We start from the raw sequence: 24,464 nt of genomic DNA, 5'->3' as shown, positions 1-24,464 counted from the left end.
GATCACGCTGAACGCGTGCGGAACTCGTCGACCGGGACCCAGCGGTTGGGGAGCTCGCGTTCGATCGCGGCGCGCAGCGTCGCGGTGTCGTCGTCGGTGAGCAGGCTCCAGACCAGTTCCTTCGTGTCGAGGTGGGTCGTGCCGTCGAGCTGGCGAGCTTCGACGAGAAACGCTGCGACATAGAGACTCTCGTTGTGCGTCGTCTGCACGAACGAGCCGTTGTAGAAGCTGAAGTTCGCGGCACGCGGGAACGTCGTCCACTTGGTGACCTGCCCGATCGGTACGGCGGTGCGTTTGTTGTGCCGCAGCACGTCGCCGTCGCGGGTCAGAACCGGGTTCGACGAGCGGCTGAACCCGTCGATGAACACCCAGCCACCGAGCAGTACGCCGAACAGGCCGAAGAAGATCAGTACGCCCAGCGCGCCGAACGGCTCGGTGACGACGCCGACGATCACGGCGAGGACGAGGACCGGAACGCAGTACCAGAGGTAGAACTTCCTTCGGCGCCCGGCGATCGCGGCTCGATCGATCGTTCGCTGCCAGATGACCTCACCCGCCTGACGTTCTCCCATGTCGCCGCAAGTTACTCCGCCGACGTGAACCGATCGTGATCCGCTCGTTCGTCGCCGAGCGGGTCGATCTGGGAAAGTGGGGAATGGCCATCGACTTCTCGCTGACACCCGAACTCGAAGAGATCCGGTTGCGGATCCGATCCTTTGTCGACGACGTGATCAAGCCGGTCGAGGCGCGGATCGACGGAACCGGCGGCACCGAACCGCTCAGCGGTCGCGAACGGATCGAGGAACTCATCGCGCTCCGCAAGCTCGCGTACCAGGCGGGTATCTGGCTGCCGCACATGCCCGAGGAGTGGGGCGGCATGGGGCTCGGGCACGTCGAGCTGGCGATGGTGCAGGCCGAAGCCGCCAAGTCGCACTACGGGCCGTGGGTGTTCAACTGCCAGGCCCCCGACGAAGGCAACATGCACACACTGCTCCACTGGGCGACCGACGAGCAGAAGCAGAAGTACCTCAAGCCGCTGTGTGACGGCACCGCGTGGTCGTGCTTCGCGATGACCGAGCCGGAAGTCGCCGGTTCCGACCCGACGCTCATTCAGACCCGCGCGTACCAAGACGGCGACGAGTGGGTCATCAACGGCCACAAGTGGTTCATCTCCAACGCTCGCCGTGCCAACTTCGCGATCCTCGTGTGTCGCACCGAGGACAACCCCGACATCCCGCAGGCGGCGAACTCGGCGTTCATCATCGACCTGCCGAGTGAGGGTTGGAACGACGTGCGCGAGGTCGAGACGATGCACGGCGGCACCGGCCACTCCGAGATCGTCATCGAAGACCTGCGGGTCCACAACGATCAGATGCTCGGAGGCCGCGGGCAAGGCCATCTCCTCGGCCAGTACCGGCTCGGTCCGGCGCGTCTCGCGCACTGCATGCGCTGGATCGCGCAGGCCGAGACGGCGCTCGACATGATGGTCGACCGGTCGCTCAACCGGTACTCGCACGGCTCCCTGCTGGCCGAGAAGCAGGGCATCCAGTGGATGATCGCCGACTCGTCGATGGAGCTGTACCAGGCCAAGCTGATGGTGTTGCACGCCGCCAGCAAGATCGACAAGCAAGAAGACTTCAAAGGCGAGGTGTCGATGGCGAAGCACTTCGTCGCGAACATGCTCAACCGGGTGATCGACCGGTCGATCCAAGTGCACGGAGCGCTCGGATACTCGACCGACACGCCGCTCGCGCACATGTATCAACATGCTCGCTGGGCTCGGTTCGCCGACGGCGCCGACGAAGTGCACCAGATGCGGATCGCACAGCGCACGATCGCCGCCTACACCGACGAGGGCTCGACCCGCCGGGCGACGGGCAACCTACCCATCTGAGCGAGAACGACGCAACGACGACCATGACACGAACGCTCGTCGTCACCGGCGGTCACCCGTTCGAGCCGGCACCTTGGAACGAGGTGTGGGCCTCGATGCCCTTCCCAGTCGAACACATGGCGCAACCCGAGGCACTCGAGCGGATCGTGCCGGGGCGCGTCGACGCGGACGTCGTGATCTTCTACGACATGCCCGGGCTCCGGTTCACGAGGGATCCGTCGGACCCGCTGGAGCGGATCGATCCACCGTCGGGCTACCTCGACGGTCTGCGTCGACTGCTCGCGGGTGACGGATGCGAGCGCGTCGGCATGGTGTTCCTGCATCACGCCGTCGCGAGTTGGCCGGCATCGGAGGAGTTCGCGGAACTCGTCGGCGGACGATTCCACTATCAGCCGGGGACGCTGCGCGGCGTCGAGTATCCCGACTCGGGGTACGTGTTCGACGTGCGCCACACCGTGGAGGTGCTCGATACCGACCATCCGATCTGCGCTGGCCTTCCCGCGTCGTTCGAGCTCACCGACGAGCTGTACCGATTCCCGGTGTTCGAGGAGTCGGTGACCCCGCTGATGCGCACCACGTATCCGATCAACGCGTCGACGTTCTTCTCGGCCGATCTCGCGATCCGAGGCGAACGCAACAGCGACCGAGGCTGGTCGCATCCCGACGGCAGCGACCTCGTGGCCTGGACCCGCGACGTCGACGGCGGGCGACTGGCCTACCTCCAGTTCGGCGACGGACCGGTCACCTACGCCGACCCGACGTTCCGCCAGATCCTCGCCAACGCCGTCGCCTGGGCCGCCGCAGCCTGAGGCGTATCGGTTTGTGTCTGACACAAACCGATACGGTGTCGGCAGGTTCAGCTCGACACAGCGTGTTGCTGCAGTTCGGCGAGGTCGACGTACTCCAACGTCGAGACGTGCGTGGATTCGAGCACCACGTCGCACGCTCGGCCAGCGTCGAAGGCTTCTTTCCACCGCATCGCGCACACGCACCACTGATCGCCGGGGTTGAGACCGGCGAACCCGTACTGCGGCATCGGCGTGGACAGATCGTTGCCGCGCGACGCGGAGAACTCGAGGAAGTCCTCCGTCACCCGGCAACACACCGTGTGCATTCCGGGGTCGTCACCGTGATTCTCGCAGCATCCCGTTCGGTAGTAGCCCGTCATCGGGTCGTAGGAGCATGGCATCAGTTCGGTGCCGAGGACGTTGATCTGCTGCATCGACCCATCTTGGCCGACCCGGCGTCAGCGTGGTGAAACCGTGACCGGCAGCGTCGTCAGACCCCGACCGAGGATCGTGGCACCCCACGACAAGGCCGACTCGTCGACGGCGAGTCGCAGCCCCGGGAGCCGGTCGACGAGTCGTCCGATCGCAACGTCGGTCTCGAGCCGGGCGAGCGGTGCGCCGAGGCAGAAGTGAAGGCCATAGCCATAGCCGAGATGGCGATGTGCGTTGGGTCGTGCGAGGACGAGATCGTCGGGACGCTCGAACACCGCCGGATCGCGGTTGGCGGCACCGATGCCGAGAAACACGGTGTCGCCAGCAGAGATCTCGACGCCGCCTCGTTCGTGGTCGACAGCCGAGCTGCGAACCATCACCTTCGAACTGCCGTCGAACCGATGGAGTTCTTCGAGCGCTCGACTGCGCCCATCGCGATCTTCGAGGAACGTCGCGTGGGCCCCAGGGTGCGTGAGCAGCGTGTGCACGCTGTTGCCGATCAGGTTCGTCGTGGTCTCATGGCCGCCGAACAGCAGCAAGGTGCAGGCCCCGACGAGCTCTGTCGCTTCCAACGGTGGATCGGCGACGGCGGCGGCTTCGATCAGCGCGGATACGAGATTGTCGCCGGGGTCTCGGCGGTATCGCTCGATCAGGTCGGTGAAATACGCCGCGAACCGAGCGCTTCCAGCCGCCGCGGTCGCTGCCTGGTCGGGACGGTTCGATGCACCGAACACGATCCCGGCGAGCTGATCGCTCCACGTCTTGAATTCGTCGCGGTCCTCGCTCGGCACGCCGAGGAGTTCGGCGATGACGATGGCGGGCACCGGGAATGCGAACTCTTCGATGAGATCGACGGTGTCGCCGTCGAGCAGCCGTGCCTCGAGTTCATCGAGGTGCTCGTCGACGATCTCGATCACCGGATCTCGAAGCCGTTCGACTGCCTTGGGGGTGAACGCTCGACGGACGGGCCCGCGCAGGCGCTCGTGTCCGGGCGGATCGTGGAACACCATCCAGCCGCGCAGCAAGTCGAACGTGTTGCCGAGGAGTGCCTGGTTCGTCGGCGACAACCGAGCCTCGAGCGGTGAGAGTCGATCAGACGACAGTCGCGTGTCGCGGAAGGCCGCGTCGACGTCTGCGTGGGTCGCCACGAACCACGCGTGATGCTCGGGAAGCCAGGTGATCGGCGCGTGCTCGCGCAACCCGCGGTACACCTCGTACGGGTCGCTGATGGCCAGAGGGTCGAGCAGATGGGTGATCACCGACGCCCGTTGTAGTGCATCGGCAGCTCGTCGGCACGACTCGTCAGGTCCACCAGCCGGTGAGGTCGGCGACGAGATGGCCTCCCGCGGAGCTGAACAGGCAGGCCTGATCGCCGTCGTCGAGTGCAACGATCGCACCGTTGGCGGTCACCGTTCCCGGCACCGGGTTGAGCGCGGAGGCCTCCGGCATCGGTCCGCACTGCCAGGCGGTCACGAACCCGGGTCCGGGGTGTCCGATCGACGCGAGATTGAGGCTGGCCGCAGCGGGACGCTCGAGCCCGGTCGGCCGTGGAACCGCCACCGTCGTGACGCCACGGGCCGAGAGCGACCCGGTCTCGCGAGTGTCGAGCAGGCGTGTCGGTGTCGCCGGGACGTAGCGGCGTCCGCCCGGGGCGAAGGTGCCGGTGATGTCGATGGTGACGTCACTCGCGGTCGAACTCGTCACGCACAGTTCCTGCCCGGATCCGAGTTCGAAGATGCCGTTGTTGCCACGTGTCTGGCCAGCTGCGAACGTGAGCGACGCAGTGTTCGTGTCGCCGTTCGTGCAGGCGTCGATCCGGAGGAATCCGTTGGACAGCGGCTTGATCGCAGTGACGTTGACGGCGACGGCGGTCGCGTCCGCATCGACGATGCCGCGCAGGTCGATCGTCTGGGTGACGCCGGGTCGCAGAGCGCCATCGAGCCCGAGCCCGCTCCGAGAGTCGGCGACACGTCGCACGTCGAGGTCGCTCAGGCCGATGGCGCCGCTCTCTGAGATCACGCCCGTCATGTCGACGGCGAGGTCGGTCGCCGTCGAGGTGAACACGCACAGGGCCCCGTCGTCGTCGAGCGTGGCGATCGTCGAATTGGAAGTGTTGCCGCCCTGAGCAAAGTTGAGCGAGGAGGTCGGCGTGTCGTCGGCGGTCGTGCTGCAGGGGGTGAGACTGAGGAAACCATTGCTCGCCGGGCCGATCGCTGCGACGTTGACGACGGCTGCTCGAGCATTCGTGGGAATGCCGTTCGTGCCGGCGACGGCGAGGCGAATCGTCGCGCCAGCGGTGAGGCGAGCGTGGGCGGCCCCGGTCTCACGAGTGTCGAGGAGTCGGGTCGGTCGGATCGGATCGAGGTAGAGCATCCCGCCCGCGGGGGTGATCGGCGGCTCGGGCGGCTCGGGCGGCCCGGGCGGCTCGGTCGGCGGGGTGGTCGTGCCCGGTGTCGTCGTCGGCGGCGGCGAGTCACCGGTGCCGCCGGGATCGACCGTCGGCCCGCCCAGCGCCGCCACCGACACCCGGTACGAGCCGATCGATGCGTAGGAGCTGAAGCCGGTGGAGGGCGTCTGCCAGCCGATGCTGCGGATCTCGACGTCGTACTCGCCGGGATCGAGGTCGTCGATGCGCAATGTCCAGCCGGTCGGGGCCGTGGGGGTCACCGTGATCGTGTCGGCCGCAGCGGTGCTGCCCGCGCGACGCACGGTCAGGCGGGCGAGCAGGTTGGTGGTTGGTGCGTCGGGTTCGACGAGGATCGACGCGTTCGTGCCCGTGACCGTCAGCGTGTAGTCGGACACGCCGCCTCCGGTGCCGATGGTTCCGACCGTCGTCGAGTCGACGTCGAGCGGAATCGGTGCAGCCTCGCCGACCGTCGAGCCGCCGACCGTCGAGTTGCTGTCACGGCCAGGGAGGAAGTTGTCGATGATCGCCAGGTCGTCTTGGGTGTTGTTGGCGCCGGGGTATTCGCCGCTCGACCACTGCGTCACCGGCCGGCTGTAGCCCGACCCCATGATCGGAGCCCAGTCGCCGTGGCCGGAGTAGTACGACGATCCGCCCTGTACACCGTCGTGTGACAGACCCAGCGTGTGGCCGGCTTCGTGTGACGCAGCCTCTGCGACGGACTTCGGACGTCCTCCGACGATCTGGTTGGTCGCTGGATCCTGTTCCTGGAGCCGGTTCGAGAAGACGAACGCAGGGGAGTAGTAGGGGTTGCCGAAGCCGCCGACGTAGGCGACTCCACCCGCATTCCCGTACCAGGCCGAGTCGTGGGTGATGACGATGCGGGTTCCGTACTGCTGATCGCTGCTGTTGCTGCGCGTCAGCGCGGCTTCGCCGGGATCCTGGGTGGTGACGTTGACGTGCCACGGTGCGAAGTCCTCGGCGACTCTCGCCCAGATCTCGACGATCGCATCGAGTTCGCGTTGGGTGAAGCTGTCGACCTCGAAACCCGGTCGCTCCCGGGAGTACGGCCCGACGTCGAAACGCGCATTCGACCCGTTCCACGCCGTGTCGGTGACGGAGTGGCCGTTCACATCGAGAAAGATGACTCGATCCGCGCCGGGGCGAGAGTTGAGGCTGAGCGCCTGCGCTTCGGTCACGGACGATCCCGCCTCGGCGATCTCGATGCCATCTCCGATGTCGGGTGGCAACACGAAGGGATCATCCGCAGCCGGTGCTGGCGGTCCGATGGGGACCGGTTCCTCGACGAGGATCGCACCGTCGATCAGACCGAAGGTCGGGTCGTCGTCGAGGCTGTCGAAGAGATCGTCGCGGTGGTCGTCGCCATGTGGTTCGAGAAGTTCGAGGTACTCCGGGTCGAGGAGCGGGACATCGGTTGCCGCGAGGTCAGGTGTCTGGGTGGCAGCGAACCCGATCGTCGCCAGCGTCACGACGAAGACCGCCGTGCCACCGCTGCGAAGCGCTCGAACTGCCATGTACCAGACCAGTCCGACCGGCCACGCTCTGTGCCGAGCGCGTCACGAAGCTTGACGAACTCTTCATCGCCGTGCTGATCGCCCAGACGCTCGTTCGGCGTCGCTGTCACGTCGAGATAGCGTCGCCGTGGCATGACCTCCGGCCCTCGTTTCCGTTTCGCCCCATCACCCACTGGGATGTTCCACGTCGGAGGAGCGCGTTCGGCGCTGCACAACTGGGCGCTCGCCCGACGCCTCGGTGGCACGTTCGTGCTGCGGATCGAAGACACCGACGAAGCCCGCAACAACCCGGAGTGGACGCAGGGGATCATCGACGCATTGGCGTGGATCGGCATCTCATCCGACGACCCCCACTTCGAAGGCCCCAAATTCCAGAGCGCCAACGCCGACGCTCATGTCGCGGCAGCGCAGCGGCTCGCCGACGCCGGCCACGCCTACTACTGCGATCTGACCGGCGAGGAGGTGCAAGATCGCGCACGCGAACTCGGCATCACCGGCTACGACGGGTACTCGCGCGACCGAGGCCTCGAGCCCGGGCCGGGCCGGGTGTTGCGCTTCCGGGTGCCCGACGGCGAGACCGTCGTCGAGGACGCGGTGCGAGGTACGGTCACCTTCGACAACTCGACGATCGAGGACTTCGTGCTGCTCCGCGGCAACGGCTCGCCGGTGTTCGTCCTCGCCAACGTCGTCGACGACATCGAGATGGCGATCACCGACGTCGTGCGCGGCGAGGAGCACCTGCCGAACACGCCCAAGCAGCAGATGTTGTGGTCGGCGCTCGGTCACGAGCCACCGCGCTGGGCGCACGTGCCGGTGCTGGTCAACGAGCAGCGCAAGAAGCTGTCGAAGCGGCGCGACAAGGTGGCGCTCGAGCAGTACCGAGCCGACGGCATCCTTCCCGATGCGATGGTGAACTACCTGATGACGCTCGGCTGGACGATGCCCGGGTCGGAAGAGGCCGGTAGCGAGATCTTCCCGTGGTCGGAGATGGAGGCAGCGTTCCGTCTCGACGACGTCACACCATCTCCGGCGTTCTTCGACGTGAAGAAGCTGATTGCTTTCAACAAGCAGTACATCAAGAACATGGGTGTCGACGCGTTTGTCGCAGCGGTCGACAGCGAGCTTCCCGCCGAGTGGGATCGGGCCCGGTTCCGCGAGATCGCCCCGCACATCATGGAGCGACTCGAGACGCTGCGCGACGCTCCCGCGCTCGTCGACTTCCTCTTCCTCCCCGACGGCAGCGACCCCGTCGTCGATGACGCGTCGTGGGACAAGGCGATGCAGCCGGACTGGGCACCGGCGCTGCTCGCCGAGGTGACCGATGCGTATGCCGAACACGACGCGTCGTCGTGGAACGCGGACACGTTGAAGGCGGCGATCGAAGCCGTGATGGAACGCCACGAGGTGAAGCTCGGCAAGGCGCAGGCGCCGGTTCGCGTGGCCGTGACCGGCCGTTCGGTCGGGCCGCCTCTGTTCGAGTCGCTCGAGGTGCTCGGCCGTGACGAGACGTTGCGTCGATTGCGTGTCGCGTTGACGCGACTCGGCGACTGAGCTGCGACAGACTGTCAGGTGATGTCATCGACGTCGCCGCCCCATGAGGTCTCGTCACCGAGCGCCACCAGCCCCACCGGCGACGCAGCGACCGTCGACGCCGATCGCGACCGATCCGTGGGCTCGCGCTGGCGGCGTGTCCTGCTCGGCGCTGGTCTCGCCGTGCTGCTCGGTGTGGTCTACTTCGTCGTGTCACTCGTCCAGGTGTGGTCGGTCGGTCGGGCCGATGAGCTCGATCAGGTCGACGCCATCGTCGTGATGGGTGCGGCACAGTACGACGGCCGACCGTCTCCTCAGCTCGCCGCGCGGCTCGACCACGTCGTCGAACTCTGGCCGCAAGGCCTCGCTCCGCTGGTCGTCGTCACGGGCGGCAACATCCCGGGTGATCGCTTCACCGAAGCCGACGCGTCTGCGGCGTATCTCAGCGATCGCGGCGTGCCCGACGACGTCATCTTGCGAGAAGACCAGGGGTCGTCGTCGTTCGAATCGCTGCGTTCGGTCGCGGAGATGCTGCGCGGACGCGGCCTCGACCGCGTGTTGATCGTGACCGACCCCTACCACGCATTGCGGAGTCGTGAAACGGCCGAAGAACTCGGACTCGACGTGCGCGTGTCGTCGACCGACACGTCGGTCGTGCGCGGCAGTGATTCGTTGCGACGTCACGTGCAGGAGGCGGCCGGTGTCGCCGTCGGGCGCATCATCGGTTTCGAGCGCTTGGCCGACCTCGTCGACTGATTTCGTGTTGTCGGACGCGCCAGCCCGGACAACGACGAACGGCCGCCCCGGAGGACGGCCGTTCGAGTGGCTGGGGTGAAGGGAATCGAACCCCTAATAACAGAACCAGAAACTGTCGTGTTGCCAATTACACCACACCCCAAAGTGTGAGCGACGAGCACGATATCGCCAATCCGGCGTCGCTCCGACGCACACGACGCGCAACCTCGACACGTGCCAGGTCCGCAACCTCGTCGCGGGCGCGTGGGAAGCGATTCGACGGGCGCTATCGTCAAGGTCCGCATCGGCGTCAGCCGCTGCAGCAGCTTGGCCCGTTCGTCTAGAGGCCTAGGACACCACCCTCTCAAGGTGGCGGCACGGGTTCGAATCCCGTACGGGCTGCCAAGAAAAAACCAGGTCAGAGCCACCCTCGGGGGTGGCTCTCCTGGTTTTCTGGACTCGTTGCCAATCCGTTGCCAATCCGTTGCCAATCTCTCACCGAGGAGGAATCGGATGAAGGGCTTCATGAGGCAACGAGGGCGTCGTGGGAGCTGAGGGTGTACACGGGTCGCGATCCGGTCACCGGCAAGAAGCGGTACTCCACCAAGACGGTGCGGGGTGGGAAGCGCGAAGCCCAGTCGGCGCTGGCATACGAAGGTCAGAGAATCGGAGCATGAGGAGGCCGACGGCGTCGAACCGCATCGTCCGACATCGCCGCGAGGTCGACGCGCTCTGCCGACGGTTCGGCGTGGCACGGCTCGATGTGTTCGGTTCAGCCCTTGGTGAACGTTCGATCTCCGGGTCGATCTGATCACCCGACCGCGCTCCTCGACCGGCTCGATGCCTTGCTGCCGGCCGACCGCACGTCGTAGCTCATCGCTGGCCCCGCACGCTTCCCTCGTCCACGCCCGCATCGCCGACCGCACCGTTGCCGAGTCGGATGAAGGATGGGTTCGCCTCCGCGGTGCGTCAACGGTGGGGATCGTCGACGAGGCGTCGGATGAGTTCGGAGAGCTGGTTGCGGACCCGGGCGCGGTCGTTGTCGGTGTAGCCGGCGGTGCGGAGCCATCGGTCTTCGGTGAACGCCCATCCGGTGGTGAGAGCCATGAGGGCGACGGTGAGGACGTCGAGGTCGATGTTGCCGAGGTCGCCGCCGATCGTGGTGCGTTCGAGCCGGCCGCGATGGACGCTGAACGCGTTGAACGGGCCCTCGCTGGACGCGGGGTGGCTGCCGTCCATGAGGGCACGCGCCATCGTCTGGAAGCTCGCCGGGTGGCTCGCGACGTGCTCGAGGCCGCGCATGAAGCCGTCGACCGGGTCGTCGGTGTCGCGCACCGCGTCGGCGTACTGCTGCATCGTTCGTTGCAGGACTTCGGCGACGAGTTCGTCCTTGGAGCCGAAGTGGCGGGTGATGAGTGAGTGCTGGAAACCGCCGTGACGGGCGATCTGCCGGAGCGTGACCTCGGAAGGTGCTCGGGTGGCGAGCAGATCCTCGGTTGCTCGGAGGATGTCCTCGCGTACCTCATCGCGCTTGCGGTAGGGAGCCCGTTCGACCATCGTGTGGACCAGGGTACTGCGGGGGACGCTGCCGACTTCGGGGAGGTCTCAGCTCGTCATGCCGTTGAGGCCCACGAGCGCTCGGGCGTGTTCGATCTCGCCCATGTGACGCAACCCGTGCTGGTACCACCAGCACTCCATTGCGTCCAGCAGCGTGATCCCCACGTCGCCGGCGACGCGGGCGGAGTAGGTGTCGGCGATGACCGGAGGAAACGGACGCGGGACGATCACCGTGTCGAGCCGGTCGGCCTCGAGATCGGCAAGGAAGGCTTCGGTGCGCGACCACACGGCGTCCATGTAGGCGACGAATTCGGCGTAGTCACCGATGCGCTGCTCGACCATCTCCTCGGGTGTGTGCTCCTTGCCGTGGTCGTCGATGGAGAGCTTCACCCGGGACGCCCAGTCGTCGTCCCAGATCGGCGAACCGCCGCCCGAGATCACCGCGTAGGTGACGTCTTCCATGTTCACGTAGTGGAACAGCGAGAACGCGATCGGCAGGACGGCGTCGCGCTCGACGTGGTTGACCTGATCGAGGTCCATCGTCGCCGTCGCGTCCTCGTACAGCGAGTGCATGGCTCGCATCCGTCGCCGAAGCGAGTCGAGGATCAGTTCGCCACTCATGGTGTCATCGTCTCGGTCATGTCATCGACACTATCATATTTGTATACAACTGGATACAAATATGGTACGGTGCTCGGATGAGCGCCGACCAGAACGCCACGCCCTTTGCACGCCGCCACGAGTCCGGCCTGTGGGAGGACGAGTTGGGTGGGCTCGGCCCGGCGAAGCCAGGGCACGGACCGCGGCAGGACCCGACCGGGGAGTTCCCGACCGGACCCGATGTCGGCGTGCGTTTCCCCGACGTTGTCGCCACCTCGCCCGCCGGCGAGATGATCGACCTCCACCCGCACCGTGGCGATCGGGCGGCGGTGTTCGTCTTCTACCGGTCCGCCGTGTGGTGACCGCCGTGCCGCACGCAGCTGGTCGAGCTGCAACAGCACGCACACGCATTCGCCGACGCCGGCATCGCTCTCTACGCGCTCAGCTACGACGAGGCCGATGCGCTGGCCGACTACGCCCGCGCCCACGCGATCACGTTCCCGTTGCTGTCCGACCCGGACAGTGAGGTCATCGAGCGGTTCGGGATCCTCAACACCTTGATCGACCCCGACGACCATCCGTGGTACGGCATTCCGTTCCCCGGCACGTACGTCATGGACGCCGGCGGCACCATCACCGCGAAGTTCTTCGAGTCGAGCCTCTTGCTGCGACCATCGGCGGAACAACTGCTCCACGCCGCGCTCGGCGAGACGATCACCCTTCCGCCGGTCGACGCACCGCCCGGTCAGGTGGCGTTCGACGTGACCTTCGACGGCGAGGTGCTGCGAGCCGGCGTGATGCACGACCTGGTCGTGCGGTTCGTCGTCCCCGACGGACAGCATCTGTACGGAGAGCCCGTTCCTGCGGGGATGGTCGCCACCTCGGTCGAGATCGCGTCCGACGTCGGGCTCGTCGTCAAGCCAGCGATCCTTCCCCCGACCACGCCACACACCCTCACCGGCACCGGTGAGACGCTCCAGGTCTTCGAGGGCGACGTGCTCGTGCGAGTTCCGCTCACGCACCTCGGGCGGTCGCTGACGCGGCTCGACGACGGCGCCCTCGTGCAGCGCGTGACCGGCACGGTGACGTGGCAATCGTGCGACGACGACGTGTGCCACCTTCCGCGCCGGGAGCGCTTCACCATCGACATCCCCGCCGCCCGATACGACGGCCCGGGCAGCGAGCTCACACAGCCGAACGGCATGGACATCCCGGCGCACCTGACCAGGATGGTCGGCCGCCGAACCGACAAGGCGCTCGCCCAGGTCCTCGCCGAGATGGCTGGCGACGCGCACCCCGACGAATCACCCACACCGGAGAGCTGACGACATGACCGACCTCCTCGACATCACCACCCACGATCGGGTCCGCATCATCCGGCTCGACCGCGCCGACCGGATGAACGCCCTGAACGACGAACTGGCGTGGGGGATCATTGCGGCGATCGACGAGGCCGCGCACGACGACGACACCTGGGTCATCGGGTTGACCGGGACGGGTCGAGCGTTCTGCGCCGGGCTCGATCTGACCGGCGTCGCCGGCGATGGCCCACACCCGTCGGGTCTCTCGGACCAGGACCTGCTCCTCGACGATCTGCACTGGGTGGGACGGTTCTGCCGCGACCTGCGCGAGCGATGCGACAAGCCGATCGTCGCCGGCATCAACGGGGCCGCGGTGGGTGCCGGACTCGCACTCGCCCTCGCTGCCGACATCCGACTCGCGGCGCGCGGCGCCCGGCTCGTGGCCGGCTACCCCGCATCGGCGGCTCTCCCGACGGCGGCATGTCGTGGACGCTCGCCCAGCTCATCGGCTACGAGCAGGCCATTCGATTCCTCCTCGAGAACCGAACCGTCACGGGAGAGGAGGCGGCACAGCTCGGGCTCGTCGGCGAGGTGGTCGACGATGACCAGTTCGAGCAGCGGTTCCACGCGTATCTGCATCAACTCGCCCAGATCTCACCGATCACGTCACGCTCGACCAAACGCGTGATGCGGGCGGCGACGGCGCATCCCGATCTCGAGGCCCATCTTCGCTACGAGCTCCAGACCATCAAGCGGGCCTTCGCGAGCGACGATGCGCGAGAGGCTCGCACAGCGTTCCGGGACAAGCGTGACCCTGCCTTCCAGGGGCGGTGACGAGCATGGACACAACTATCGACGACGCTGCCCCCGACGGCACGATCGACTGGATTTCGCTCACTGGGCGTGCCGGTAGCGCCGGCCACGACCTGGTCGGCTGGCTGATGTGGGACCCGGACGCGATCGGCCGCTTCGAGGCACTGGGGGTGCCGAACGGCGCAGGCTGGTTGCTCTCGTGGCGGATAGCCCCGCTCGGCAACGTCTCTCCGGCCGCGGCAGCGGCCGCCACCTACTCGGTCAACGCCGCGGTGATCGAGTTCGTGATGGGCCTCTACAGCGACGTCACCGACGTCGACGCCATCTGCGCAGTGCGCGACGAGTCGGTGGTATCGGGCCTCGGGTCGATCGCCCCAGGACTCCTGGATCAGATCGCGCCACTCGCCGATGATCTGTGGCGCGGGGTCGACTCGGTTCACCACGGTGGCCGGCCGATGTTCGCCGCCTTCCGGGCCAGACCTCGGCCACCCCGCGACGAGCGCGCACTGTCGGCATGGTTGGCGGTCAACTGCCTGCGCGAGCTGCGGGGCGACAACCACTGGGCGCTGTGCGCCGCCGCCGACCACGACGACGTCGAGGTCGGCCTGCTCCATTCGGTGATGGTCGACGTCGACGAGTACGGCAGCGAGGAATGGATCGCCCGCAGCCGCGGCAACGACGACGCAGCGATTCGCCGAGGGTGGGATCGTCTGGAGGCCAAGGGTCTGGCCACCGATGCCGCGGTGAACGCCGCCGGGCGCCGGTTCCGAGTCGACCTGGAGCGGCGAACCGACGAGCTGACCACTCCAGCGTGGCAGGCTGTGGGAGACACAACGACCCGCGCCCTCTGCGTCGCCGTCGAGGCACACCACGACGCCCTCCTCGCCCGCATCGACGCCACGGCCGGGCCCCGCTGGATGCCCGCTGCTCGTCAACGAGCGACCGAGCGACATCGCTGACCCGCCGTCACGCGGATCGCCGAAACCGGCTTGAACAAGCAGCGCTCCGAGTTCGTTGCGGTCCGACCCGAGGGTCCGTGATTCATCGTGAACCTTCGGACGCCGCGTGTTCAGCGCTGGGTTCTTGTCGAGGATGTCTTCGGTCTGGCAATACCGAGAGCACGATGACAACGTCGACGACCGCCGTCCGATCGTGGAGGCCATCAGACCCTCCTGTTCCATCCACGCTCGATCGACGAAGTGCCGAGCTGACATCGTGGATCCTGAGCGGGATCAGGCCAGGGCGCGTGCGGCGTCGGGGATCGAGGTCCGGCCGGACACGACCTCGACGGTGACGTCGGCGCCGCGCTCGGAGTCGATGAGTTCGGCGAGGACCTCGGCGACGTCGCCGCGAGGGATTTCGCCGCGACCGGTGTGCTCCGCCAGTTGCACCGACCCAGTTGGCTCGTCGTCGGTCAGCGCACCGGGCCGAACGATCGTGTGGACGAGTTCGCTCCGTTCGGAAGCGGAGCGAACGGCCTCGTCGGCGTCGTGTTTCGCCCGCAGGTAGACGCTGAAATCGTCGCTTTCGTCGGATGGGTCGTCGGGCGGATCGTCGGCTCCCATCGAACTGACGATGACGAAGCGCCTCGCTCCGACTCTGACGGCCGATTCGACCGATGCGATGGCCCCGTCACGATCGAGTGTCTGCTTGCGGTCGGGTCCGCTGCCCGGTCCCGCCCCCGCCGCGAACACGACGACATCGGTGCCCGTGAACGCGTCGTCGAGTGCGTCGTCATCGACATCTTCGAGATCGCACAGCACTGGTTGGGACCCGTCGTTTCGCAGGTCGCTGAACTGATCCTTCGAACGCACGAGTCCGCGGACGTCGTGACCGCGATCGACGAGCTTGCGTGTGAGGAGGCGCGCGATCTGGCCGTGTCCGCCGACGATGCTGACGAGTTGCGACACGCTCACGACTCCGCGGTCGTGGCGTCCGTGACGCTGCCGGACGCACTGGAGCGCTGCTGTGGACGCTCCCCGCCGTCGCCGCCGGGACTGATGCCGACGGTGCTCGGGTCGTGCAGAGCCAGATCGATGTTCGTCGTCGAAGTCATGACGACGGCGTACCCGTCCGCACCGGATGGCCAAACCGATCCGCTCCGATGTCGAACCCGCGAAACCCACTTGATCGACGCCCCTGCGATGGGGCAGTGTCTCGCTCCACACGAAAGGAGGTGCCCATGTCGATGTTCGACACCAACGTGAAGATTTCCGGCCCGGCGCCTCGCGCCGTGTGCCCGCTCGCCCTCTGACGACGCGGGATCTCCTTGCGCCGGCGGCGCTCTCGTTCGTGGATTCGTAGGCCCTCGTGGCCCGCGTCTGCACCGCGATCTGCGTCGTCGCGCGCTCCCATCCACGCCCCGACACGGGGCAGAAAGGACATCGAACGATGTTCCATGGACTGCAACCCGAGATGCTGCGCGCCGAGATCCGTGCGCGCCATGCACAGATCCGTGCCGACTTCGAGCGGTCGCGTCGTTTCCGACTCGCTCGCGGTCGGCCTCGGTTCCGCTCCAGATCTCGACATCCGTAGATGTCGGACGAGTGTGCGTGGCGGATGCCGTCGTGGGCGTCATCCGCCACGCACTCCGCACGCTCAGGCGGTGACGAGTTCGACGACGGTCCAGAGCGCAAGCGAGGCGAAGACGCCGGAGGCCACGTAGTTGATCCGATGCACGGGCACGCGGGCGACGATCTGACGGCCGAACGTCGCTGCCAGCGCGGCCACGCTGGCGAGAGCGGCCAAGGCCCCGATCCACACGGCGACCGGCTCGTCGGATCGTGCCGCGAGGCCGGCCGTCGCGAGTTGGGTCAGGTCGCCCCACTCGGCGAGCACGACGAGCCCGAAGCTTCCCAGCACCGCGGCGCGCGCCGACGGGGCTGTCACCGGCGCGGCGGCGTCGTCGATGCGATCACGTCCCGCCCGCGCGGAGCGGAACAGCACGACCGCCCCGGCGGCGAACATGACGGCGACGACGGTGCCGACCACCGCATCGGGCAGCAGGCCGATCGCACTCCCGGCGGCGACGGCGATCGTCACGTGGATCGTGAACGCCGCCACCGCTCCGACCCACACCCACAACGGGCGACGAAATCTGGCGACGAGCACGACCGTGGCGATCATCGTCTTGTCGGGCAACTCGGCGGGGAAGACGGTGGCGAATGCTCGCAGTACGTCGGTGATCGGCATGTGGCTCCTGGTCGATTCGGCTGGTCGTGCGGCGACCGCCGTGACCGGAGAAGACCTCGGCCGCGACAGACGTCGATGGCCGAAGGTCTCGCCCACCCACGATCACATGGGCCCACCGACCGGGCCCGGGTATCGGGGCCAGTGTGTCGACCGGTGGAGAATCGGGCTACTCCCCTTCGTCGCCCCCCAGGCTAGCGGCAGCTGCGCGGGGCCTCACCAACTTCTGCGGGAGTCGCGATGCGAGCAGCACCCCGCCGAGGGCGACCGTGGCAGACAGCACCCAGGCCGTCGCGGTTGCGTCGCCGCTGCGCCACCCGGCCCCGTCGCCGAACGTGACGATCGCCCCGACCACGCCGGTGCCGAGCGCGATGCCGAGGTTGTCGAACAACTGCAGTGACGCGGTGGTCGCCCCCACGCTGTGTTCCTCGGCGGAGCGCAGGGCCAATTGCGAGTGCGCCGCATACGCGAGCCCCATGCCGAACCCGGCGAGCCCTCCACCGAGATGGATGAACCAGAACGGCACGAGACCCGGGAGCGCCCCGGCGGCGGCGGTCACGATGCCCGACGCCAGCACGCCGAAACCGACGCGGATGAACAGCGCCTCACCGAGTCGCACGATCCAACGGTCTTGAATCCACGTCGCCACCGTCCAACTCACCGTGACGACGGTGACCGCCACACTGCCGGCGAGCGTCGAGCGGTCACGGCCGTTGGTCAGCGCGAACGGGATGAAGGCGTCGAGGCCGAAGAACGCAAACGTCAGCACGCCGCGGGACGCGATCGCGGCGGGCAGGCCGGCTGCGCCCCGCAACGTCCCCGGTGGGGTGAGGCGTGACAGCGGGCGAAGGCCGACGATCGCGCCAGCGATGGCGCCCGGGAGCAGGAGCCACAGATCGGCGGTGAGCGCGCCGACGACGATCGCGGCGCCGACCGCCACCCGGATGGCTTCGACCAGACGGAGCCGGAGGAAGGGGGTCGCGAACGCGCCCTGCTCGTCCGGGTGCTCGGTCCGGTCGACCGGTCCGAGACGCATCATCGCGGGCAACACCAACGCTCCGGCGCCGATGACCAGCGGCAACAAGGCGAGAAACACCCAGCGCCACCCGACCGCGGCGGTGATCCGTTCGGCGAGCACGGGTCCGATGAGGCCGGGAACGACCCATGCCGTCGACAAGATCGCGAACATCCTCGGCCGTTCCTCGACGGAGAACGCCCGCCCGATCGCCACGTAGCCGATGGCCGGCACGACACCGGCGCCGAATCCCTGGACGAAGCGCCCGACCACGAGGACCGGCATGCTCGGCGCCAGCCCGGCGATCACGAGGCCGATCGCGAACAGCACGAGGCCGAGAAGGTAGGGCGGCCCGGCGCCACGCCGATCGGCTTGCTCGCCGGCGAAGACGATGCCGATCATCGTGCCGAGGAAGAACGCCGTGGTCACCCAGCCGTACCAGGCGATACCGCCGAGGTCAGCTTCGATTTCCGGCAGGATCGTCGTGACGGCGAGCGCCTCGAATGCGACGAGCGTCACCACTGCGACCAGTCCGATCTGCAGTGAGCGTCGCCCCGCGAACACGGGTGGCGGTTGCGAAGCCGACGGTGATGCGCCTGCCGTCACAGTGACACGTCCGCGGGACTTTGTGCCCTAACGGCCCGCGGAGAACTCGGAACAATGGGAGGTGTCCACAACGACGACACATCCTCCCGAAGCAGGCGCCGTGCACCCCAGTTCGAATACCTCGTCATCCCGACCGACTCGTGCCGCTGACCGGCGGCGGCCGGAAGGGGTGCGCTGATGGACGCACTCGATCTGGCTCGATGGCAGTTCGGCATCACGACCGTCTATCACTTCTTCTTCGTCCCCATCACGATCGGGCTCTCGCTGATCGTTGCGATCATGCAGACCCGCTGGTTGAAGACGCGCAACCCGGAGTGGCTGCGCCTCACCAAGTTCTTCGGCAAGTTGTTCACCATCAACTTCGTGTTGGGCCTGGTCACCGGCATCGTGCAGGAGTTCCAGTTCGGGATGAACTGGTCGGACTACTCCCGCTTCGTCGGCGACATCTTCGGCGCGCCGCTCGCGATCGAAGCGTTGCTCGCCTTCTTCCTCGAGAGCACGTTCCTCGGACTCTGGATCTTCGGCTGGGGGCGCATCCCCGAGCGGTTGCATCTGAGTGCGATCTGGATCGTGCACATCGGCACGCTCATCTCGAGCTATTTCATCCTGACCGCGAACTCGTTCATGCAGAACCCGGTCGGCTACCGCAACAACCCCGAAACCGGGCGGGCCGAACTCACCGACTTCGTCGCGGTGCTCACCAACAAGGTGCAGCTGATCACGTTCCCGCACGTCATCGCGGCGGCGTGGATGAGCGGCGGTGCGTTCGTGCTCGGCATCGCCGTGTGGCACGTGTGGCGCAACGCGACGCCGAGCGACGACAAAGCGATGTACCGCCGCGCCGCTCGCATGGGCGCCGTGTTCGTGCTGGTCGGCGGGATCGGCACCGCGATCACCGGCGACTTCCAGGGCAAGGTGATGACCGAGGTCCAGCCGATGAAGATGGCGGCGGCCGAAGCCCTCTACGAGACCTCGCCCGAAGGTGAAGGCGCTGCGTTCTCGATCATCACCATCGGCACCCCCGACGGTCAGACCGAGAAGTGGGCGCTGACCGTTCCCGACCTGCTGTCGTTCCTCGCGACCGGCACGCTCGACGGTGAGGTCCAGGGGATCAACGACCTCCAGCAGGAATACGAACTCGCGTACTCCGACCAGGCGCTGACCGCTGCTGACAACTATCGCCCGATCATCCCGGTGACGTACTGGACGTTCCGTTGGATGATGGGCACCGGTGCGGTCGCCGCCGGCCTCGCAGCGCTGGCGCTCTGGGCGATGCGCAAGGATCGTCCGCTGACGCATCGGGCGTGGCCATGGATCGCGGTGGCGGTCGTGCTGATGCCGATGGCCGCCAACTCGTTCGGGTGGATCTTCACCGAGATGGGGCGCCAACCCTGGCTGGTGTTCGGCGTGATGACGACGGCGACGGGGGTGAGCCCCGGCACGACCGCCTGGGAGGTCGGTATCTCATTGGCAGCGTTCACGCTGCTGTACAGCGTGCTCGCGTACATCGAGGTCAAGCTCATCTTGCGCTACGGGCGGGCCGGCGCGGAGCCCGCGCCCACCGAATCGCTCGATCCGTCCGAACGCAGCGACGACGAACCGTTCGTCTTCTCGTACTGAAGCACTGAAGGTCTGACATGGAACTCACCACCGTCTGGTTCATCCTCATCACGGTCCTCTGGACCGGCTACTTCGTCCTCGAAGGCTTCGACTTCGGTGTCGGCATGCTGTTCCCGATCCTCGGACGCGGCGACGGCGGCCCCGACGACATCGAACACGACGGCGAGACACGTCGGCGCGTCATGCTGTCGACGATCGGGCCGGTGTGGGACGGCAACGAGGTCTGGTTGCTCACCGCGGGAGGTGCGACCTTCGCTGCGTTCCCCGAGTGGTACGCCACCCTGTTCTCCGGCTTCTACCTGCCCTTGCTGTTGATCCTCGCGGCGCTGATCGTGCGAGCGCTCGCGTTCGACTACCGCGGCAAGGTCGACGATCCCGTGTGGCGTCGGCGGTGGGACCTGGCGATCATCGTCGGATCGTTCGTCCCCGCGTTGCTGTGGGGTGTGGCGTTCACCAACATCGTGCGCGGGGTCCCGATCGACGCCGACAAGGAATACACCGGTTCGCTGTTCACACTGCTCAACCCCGCAGCCCTGCTCGGAGGGGTGGCGATGGTCGCGTTGTTCATCGCCTACGGCGCGATGTTCCTCGCGCTCAAGACCGACGGCGCGATCCGACATGACGCTCGCCAACTGAGTCTGCGTGTCGGCGTGGTTGCCACCGGGCTCGTCGCCGTGTGGCTCCTGATCATGCAGGGGTCGACCGGTTCCGGCTGGTCGTGGCTACTGACGCTGGTCGCCGCCGGGTTGCTGATCGGTGCGCTCGGCCAGGTGCGTCGGGCTCGCGAAGGATGGGGCTTCTCGCTGACCTTCGCAGCGATCGGCGTGGCGGTGATCTCGCTCTTCGTCGCCCTGTTCCCCGACGTGATGCCCAGCTCGACCGACCCGGCCTTCTCCTTGACGACGACCAACTCGGCGTCGACCGACTACACGCTGCGGATCATGACCTGGGTGGCGGTCATCTTCACCCCGGTCGTGTTGCTGTACCAGAGCTGGACCTACTGGATCTTCCGGCGTCGGGTCTCGGGCCATCACATCCCGACCAAGGTCGCCGCCGCTGCTCGCAACCAGCCCGTGACGGAGCGGACCGAGGTCGAGCGCTGATGGGGCCGGTCGACCCGGCCTTGTTCCGGGCCGTTCCGAGTGCGCGGCGAGCGGCGATCCGGCTCGCGGTCGTCGGGGTCGCGTCGGGCGTCGCCTCGCTCGGCCAGGCGTTGAGCGCGGCGTGGGCAGTCGCGTCGCTCGTCCGCGGCGACTCGCTCGTCGGGCCCCTCGCGACGCTTGCGGTGCTGATGCTCGCCCGGGGCGTGCTCGCAGCGATCGGCGAGATCGTGGCGCGACGAGCCGGGCACGACGTGAGTGCTGCGGTTCGTGTGCATCTGGTGCGCCATTGGTTGTCGAAGCCGGTCGAGGAGCGGCCGTCGCACGACGAGGCGATCAGCCTCGCGGGCGCAGGCGCGACGAGTCTGGAGCCGTACGTTGCGCGCTACCTGCCGGCGCTGGTGACCGCCGCGATCGTGCCGGTGCTGGTGATCGTCGTGCTGCTGTGGGTCGATCCGTGGAGCGCGCCCATCCTGATCCTGACACTGCCATTGCTGCCGTTGTTCGCCGCGCTGATCGGACAGCACACCGCCGACGAGAGCGAGCGGCGCTGGTCGGCAATGCACGTGCTGGCCGGGCATTTCCTCGACGTGGTGCGCGGGCTGCCCACGCTGGTGTCGTACGGCCGTGCCGAGCACCAGGTGGAGCGAGTCGAGGCGGTGGGGGATCGGCATCGGCGGGCGTCGGTGTCGGCGCTGCGCACGGCGTTCACGTCGTCGACGGCGCTCGAACTGCTCGCCACGATCTCGGTGGCGATGGTCGCCGTCGCCGTCGGGTTGCGCCTCGCCTATGGCGTGATGGACCTCCAGGTCGGCCTCGCCGCCATCCTGCTGGCGCCGGAGGCGTACTGGCCGATCCGCCGCGTGGGCCAGGAGTTCCACAACGCCGCCGACGGCGCGGCCGTGCTCGAACGGGTCGGGCCGACGCTCGGGTCGGATGCGACGCTGCCGCGCGTCGACCGCGTCGACGACAGCCGTCTCGACCCGGTGCTCGTCGAGGACGTGACGTTCGGGTACCCGGATCGTGCCGACCTCTTCGACGAGCTCACGTTGGCAACGCCCGCGGGGCCGGGAATGACGGTGTTGGTCGGCCCCTCGGGGAGTGGCAAGAGCACGGTGCTCGACCTGCTCGCCGGCATCCGGACACCCGGCTCGGGTGTCGTCGTTGCGCCCGCGTCGCATCTCGCGACGCAGCGACCGCTGGTGCTCCCCGGCACGGTCGCCGACGCGTTGCGGCTCGCCGCACCCGATGCTTCCGACGTCGAGTGTTCTCGCGCCCTCCAGTCCGTCGGCCTCTGGTCGGCGCTCGCAGAGCGTGAGGGTCTCGCGACGCGCCTCGGCGACGACGGCGTCGGACTCTCGGCAGGTCAGCGAACGCGACTCGCGCTCGCTCGGGCGATGCTGACCCGTGCCCCGCTCGTGCTGCTCGACGAGCCGACCGCACACGTCGACCTCGACGACCTCGACATGCTGCGCGACGCGATCGTCGCGATGGCGGTGACCCGACGGGTGATCGTCGCCACACACGACATCGAGTTGATGACCCGCGGCGACAGTCGCTGGGAGATGCCGGTCGAATCCGTGCACGACACGTCGGCACACACCGCGACGACGCAGGATCCGGAAGGTCGTGGTGCGGGGTCCGGAACCTCTGCGTCGACGGAGCCGTTGAGCGGTTGGCAGCAACGCAGCGTGCAGCGACGCCTGGTGATGGCCAGCGCGCTCGGTGGGATGTCGATGAGCGCCGGCGTGGCGCTCACGGCGACGTCCGGATGGCTGATCGTGCAGGCCTCGACCATGCCCGTCGTGCTGACGTTGCTCGTCGCGATCGTCGGAGTTCGTACCTTCGGCATCGCCCGACCCGTCCTGCGCTACGCCGAACGCGTCGTATCGCACGATGCAGCACTCGAGACGCTCGCGCAGCGCCGAGTCGACGTGTACCGACGGCTGATCCCGCTCACCCCGGCCCGACTGGGTCGCCGCAACCGGGGCGACGTGTTGACGGCGGTCGTCGCCGACCTCGACGATGCGGTCGACGAGCAGGTGCGAGTGCGAGTTCCGTGGTGGTCGACCGTGATCGCGAGCGCGAGCGCGGCGGCCATCGTCGCGATCTTCGTGCCGTGGGCGGCGGGGATGATCGTCATCGGCGCGTTGCTCGCGTTCGCTGCGGCGCGGCGCGGCGCGATCGCGGAGCGCGCCGCGCACGACGATGCGGTGCGAGCTCGTGGAGCGGCCCAGCAGATCGTCACGGCGCTCGTGGATCGCCTCGATCAGGTCCGCGCGGTGATCGACGACCGCTCCGGCGACGCAGGTCCGGCATTGCTCGGCGGGGTCGACGCGGCGCATCGTTCGCAAGCGGTGGCCGAAGGGCGTCTGATTCGCACCCGCGCGATCACGCTCGTGGCGCTGTGGAGCGTGCTGGCGACGACCACCGTCGTCGTGTCGATCGTCGCGGCGGCGGCGCTCGGCGCTGGCACGATCTCGGGTCCGGTGGCTGCGCTCGTCTCGCTGTCTCCGATCGCGCTCAGTGACGGGTGGGTCGGGCTGGCCGAGATCGGCGGCGCACGCGCCCGAGCGAACGCCGCCGAGGCTCGCCTCGCCGCCGTGCTCGATCAGTCGCCCGCGGTCGACGACCACGGGGAACGGTCGCTCCCCGACGGCGTGTTGCCCGTCGTCGCCACCGACCTCTCGGCGGCGTGGACCGACGAGCAGCAGCCGCTCGGCCCGTTCTCGCTGCCGGTCATCGAGCCGGGCACACGTGTGCAGCTGACCGGGCCGAACGGGATCGGCAAGTCGACGATGCTCGCCGTGCTGGCACGCCACCTCACGCCCGTTTCCGGGACGCATCTGCTCGCCGGGGCCCCGGCGTCGGAGGTTCGCCTCGCCGACGCTCGCGCCGACATCGCGATCGTCGACGACGAGCCCCACGCGTTCGCCGGCAGCATCCGCGCCAATCTGGTGTTGGCCGCTCCCGGTGCGAGTGACGACGAGCTGCTCGCCGCGCTCGACGCAGCCGATCTGACGCGCTGGTTGCGTCGCCATCCCGACGGCCTCGACGCCACACTCACCGGGCTGAGCGGTGGCGAACGCACCCGTCTCGCGATCGCCCGTGCCGTGCTGTCGCGCCGTCGGCTGGTGTTGCTCGACGAACCAGCCGCCCACCTCGACGAGGCGACGGCGTCACGTTCGCTGCGAGCGGTGATGAACGATCCCGATCGAGCGGTCGTCGCCGTCAGCCATCAGCCACTCCCGATGGTGGACGATCTCTCGATGACGACGCTCACCTCCATCACGCCGTCCGCCGGCCACACCATCTCTCCCCGGTAGACAGCGGACCCCGGCTGGC

Annotated in this window: 21 protein-coding genes, 2 tRNA genes and 2 pseudogenes; 14 read left to right on the top strand and 11 right to left on the bottom strand. The window is 67.8% G+C overall.

The genetic code is table 11. The features are described 5' to 3' along the window. Positions 1-2: 2 nt before the first annotated feature. Positions 3-572 (bottom strand): hypothetical protein, encoded by a 570-nt coding sequence (locus ACE37B_RS16475; protein WP_409924422.1) that lies wholly within the window; start codon positions 570-572, stop codon positions 3-5. A 35-nt stretch (positions 573-607) separates the two neighbouring features. Here ACE37B_RS16475 and ACE37B_RS16470 point away from each other — a divergent pair, with 35 nt between their 5' ends. Both ACE37B_RS16470 and ACE37B_RS16465 read left to right on the top strand, forming a co-directional pair. Then, positions 608-1,894: an acyl-CoA dehydrogenase family protein gene (locus ACE37B_RS16470; protein ID WP_409924421.1), complete on the top strand. Its 1,287-nt coding sequence runs from the start codon at positions 608-610 to the stop codon at positions 1,892-1,894. A 23-nt stretch (positions 1,895-1,917) separates the two neighbouring features. Next, positions 1,918-2,703, top strand: a complete 786-nt coding sequence (locus ACE37B_RS16465) for a ThuA domain-containing protein (RefSeq protein WP_409924420.1) — start codon at positions 1,918-1,920, stop codon at positions 2,701-2,703. Between the two features lie 47 nt (positions 2,704-2,750). Here the strand turns inward: ACE37B_RS16465 and ACE37B_RS16460 are convergent, their stop codons facing one another. The 3 genes from ACE37B_RS16460 to ACE37B_RS16450 are packed head-to-tail and all read right to left on the bottom strand — an operon-like array spanning position 2,751 to position 7,053. After that, a complete protein-coding gene (locus ACE37B_RS16460) occupies positions 2,751-3,116 on the bottom strand; it encodes a DUF2237 family protein (RefSeq protein WP_409924419.1) in 366 nt (121 codons plus the stop codon). Between the two features lie 24 nt (positions 3,117-3,140). Continuing rightward, positions 3,141-4,373: a cytochrome P450 gene (locus ACE37B_RS16455; protein WP_409924418.1), complete on the bottom strand. Its 1,233-nt coding sequence runs from the start codon at positions 4,371-4,373 to the stop codon at positions 3,141-3,143. A 43-nt stretch (positions 4,374-4,416) separates the two neighbouring features. After that, on the bottom strand, positions 4,417-7,053 hold the full coding sequence (locus tag ACE37B_RS16450; RefSeq protein ID WP_409924417.1) for a zinc-dependent metalloprotease family protein: 2,637 nt from the start codon (positions 7,051-7,053) through the stop codon (positions 4,417-4,419). 132 nt (positions 7,054-7,185) lie between these two features. On the opposite strand from ACE37B_RS16450, the gene gltX reads away from it, so the two are divergent. Beyond that, positions 7,186-8,604, top strand: coding sequence for a glutamate--tRNA ligase (gene gltX, locus ACE37B_RS16445; protein WP_409924416.1), 1,419 nt, complete (start codon positions 7,186-7,188; stop codon positions 8,602-8,604). Positions 8,605-8,625: 21 nt separating this feature from the next. Further along, the gene (locus ACE37B_RS16440; RefSeq protein ID WP_409924415.1) at positions 8,626-9,339 is read left to right on the top strand and encodes a YdcF family protein; all 714 of its coding nucleotides are present in this window, start codon (positions 8,626-8,628) and stop codon (positions 9,337-9,339) included. Between the two features lie 67 nt (positions 9,340-9,406). Here ACE37B_RS16440 and ACE37B_RS16435 read toward each other — a convergent pair. Further along, positions 9,407-9,481 (bottom strand) — tRNA-Gln (locus ACE37B_RS16435). A gap of 166 nt (positions 9,482-9,647) precedes the next feature. On the opposite strand from ACE37B_RS16435, the gene ACE37B_RS16430 reads away from it, so the two are divergent. Next, a tRNA-Glu gene (locus ACE37B_RS16430) sits at positions 9,648-9,723 on the top strand. Between the two features lie 564 nt (positions 9,724-10,287). Here the strand turns inward: ACE37B_RS16430 and ACE37B_RS16425 are convergent. After that, a complete protein-coding gene (locus tag ACE37B_RS16425) occupies positions 10,288-10,875 on the bottom strand; it encodes a TetR/AcrR family transcriptional regulator (RefSeq protein ID WP_409924414.1) in 588 nt (195 codons plus the stop codon). A gap of 48 nt (positions 10,876-10,923) precedes the next feature. Beyond that, on the bottom strand, positions 10,924-11,496 hold the full coding sequence (locus ACE37B_RS16420; RefSeq protein WP_409924413.1) for a DinB family protein: 573 nt from the start codon (positions 11,494-11,496) through the stop codon (positions 10,924-10,926). Positions 11,497-11,573: 77 nt separating this feature from the next. On the opposite strand from ACE37B_RS16420, the gene ACE37B_RS16415 reads away from it, so the two are divergent. From ACE37B_RS16415 to ACE37B_RS16390, 6 genes and pseudogenes are all read left to right on the top strand, one after another. Further along, the gene (locus tag ACE37B_RS16415; RefSeq protein WP_409924412.1) at positions 11,574-11,837 is read left to right on the top strand and encodes a hypothetical protein; all 264 of its coding nucleotides are present in this window, start codon (positions 11,574-11,576) and stop codon (positions 11,835-11,837) included. 12 nt (positions 11,838-11,849) lie between these two features. Further along, positions 11,850-12,104 (top strand): annotated as a pseudogene (locus tag ACE37B_RS16410) (redoxin domain-containing protein); the annotation flags it as partial. After that, positions 12,090-12,800, top strand: a complete 711-nt coding sequence (locus ACE37B_RS16405; RefSeq protein ID WP_409924691.1) for a protein-disulfide reductase DsbD domain-containing protein — start codon at positions 12,090-12,092, stop codon at positions 12,798-12,800. The pseudogene ACE37B_RS16410 and the gene ACE37B_RS16405, both read left to right, overlap by 15 nt. Before the next feature lie 4 nt (positions 12,801-12,804). Next, a pseudogene (locus tag ACE37B_RS16400) lies at positions 12,805-13,203 on the top strand (enoyl-CoA hydratase/isomerase family protein); the annotation flags it as partial. After that, on the top strand, positions 13,110-13,610 hold the full coding sequence (locus tag ACE37B_RS16395; protein WP_409924411.1) for an enoyl-CoA hydratase/isomerase family protein: 501 nt from the start codon (positions 13,110-13,112) through the stop codon (positions 13,608-13,610). The pseudogene ACE37B_RS16400 and the gene ACE37B_RS16395, both read left to right, overlap by 94 nt. A gap of 5 nt (positions 13,611-13,615) precedes the next feature. Beyond that, positions 13,616-14,548, top strand: a complete 933-nt coding sequence (locus ACE37B_RS16390) for an SCO6745 family protein (protein WP_409924410.1) — start codon at positions 13,616-13,618, stop codon at positions 14,546-14,548. 273 nt (positions 14,549-14,821) lie between these two features. On the opposite strand, the gene ACE37B_RS16385 is transcribed toward ACE37B_RS16390, so the two are convergent. The 4 genes from ACE37B_RS16385 to ACE37B_RS16370 form a co-directional block, all read right to left on the bottom strand. Continuing rightward, on the bottom strand, positions 14,822-15,505 hold the full coding sequence (locus ACE37B_RS16385) for an SDR family oxidoreductase (protein WP_409924409.1): 684 nt from the start codon (positions 15,503-15,505) through the stop codon (positions 14,822-14,824). After that, positions 15,502-15,645 (bottom strand): hypothetical protein, encoded by a 144-nt coding sequence (locus ACE37B_RS16380; RefSeq protein WP_409924408.1) that lies wholly within the window; start codon positions 15,643-15,645, stop codon positions 15,502-15,504. Before ACE37B_RS16380 ends, ACE37B_RS16385 begins: the two co-directional genes overlap by 4 nt. A 542-nt stretch (positions 15,646-16,187) precedes the next feature. Beyond that, complete coding sequence (locus tag ACE37B_RS16375) at positions 16,188-16,781, bottom strand: TMEM165/GDT1 family protein (protein ID WP_409924407.1); 594 nt, start codon at positions 16,779-16,781, stop codon at positions 16,188-16,190. A gap of 166 nt (positions 16,782-16,947) precedes the next feature. After that, a complete protein-coding gene (locus tag ACE37B_RS16370; RefSeq protein ID WP_409924406.1) occupies positions 16,948-18,312 on the bottom strand; it encodes an MFS transporter in 1,365 nt (454 codons plus the stop codon). A 264-nt stretch (positions 18,313-18,576) separates the two neighbouring features. Here ACE37B_RS16370 and ACE37B_RS16365 point away from each other — a divergent pair, with 264 nt between their 5' ends. Genes ACE37B_RS16365 through cydD form a run of 3 tightly spaced genes read left to right on the top strand, consistent with a single transcriptional unit; the run spans position 18,577 to position 24,445 of the window. Beyond that, complete coding sequence (locus tag ACE37B_RS16365) at positions 18,577-20,019, top strand: cytochrome ubiquinol oxidase subunit I (RefSeq protein WP_409924405.1); 1,443 nt, start codon at positions 18,577-18,579, stop codon at positions 20,017-20,019. Between the two features lie 17 nt (positions 20,020-20,036). Further along, a complete protein-coding gene (gene cydB / locus ACE37B_RS16360) occupies positions 20,037-21,122 on the top strand; it encodes a cytochrome d ubiquinol oxidase subunit II (RefSeq protein WP_409924404.1) in 1,086 nt (361 codons plus the stop codon). Continuing rightward, on the top strand, positions 21,122-24,445 hold the full coding sequence (gene cydD, locus ACE37B_RS16355) for a thiol reductant ABC exporter subunit CydD (RefSeq protein WP_409924403.1): 3,324 nt from the start codon (positions 21,122-21,124) through the stop codon (positions 24,443-24,445). The genes cydB and cydD overlap by 1 nt, the downstream gene beginning before the upstream one ends. The last annotated feature ends 19 nt before the right edge of the window (positions 24,446-24,464 follow it).

Origin of the sequence: Ilumatobacter sp., from assembly GCF_046290335.1 — a bacterium.
Classification (GTDB): domain Bacteria; phylum Actinomycetota; class Acidimicrobiia; order Acidimicrobiales; family Ilumatobacteraceae; genus Ilumatobacter_A.
This window is presented reverse-complemented; position numbering and strand designations above follow the sequence as displayed.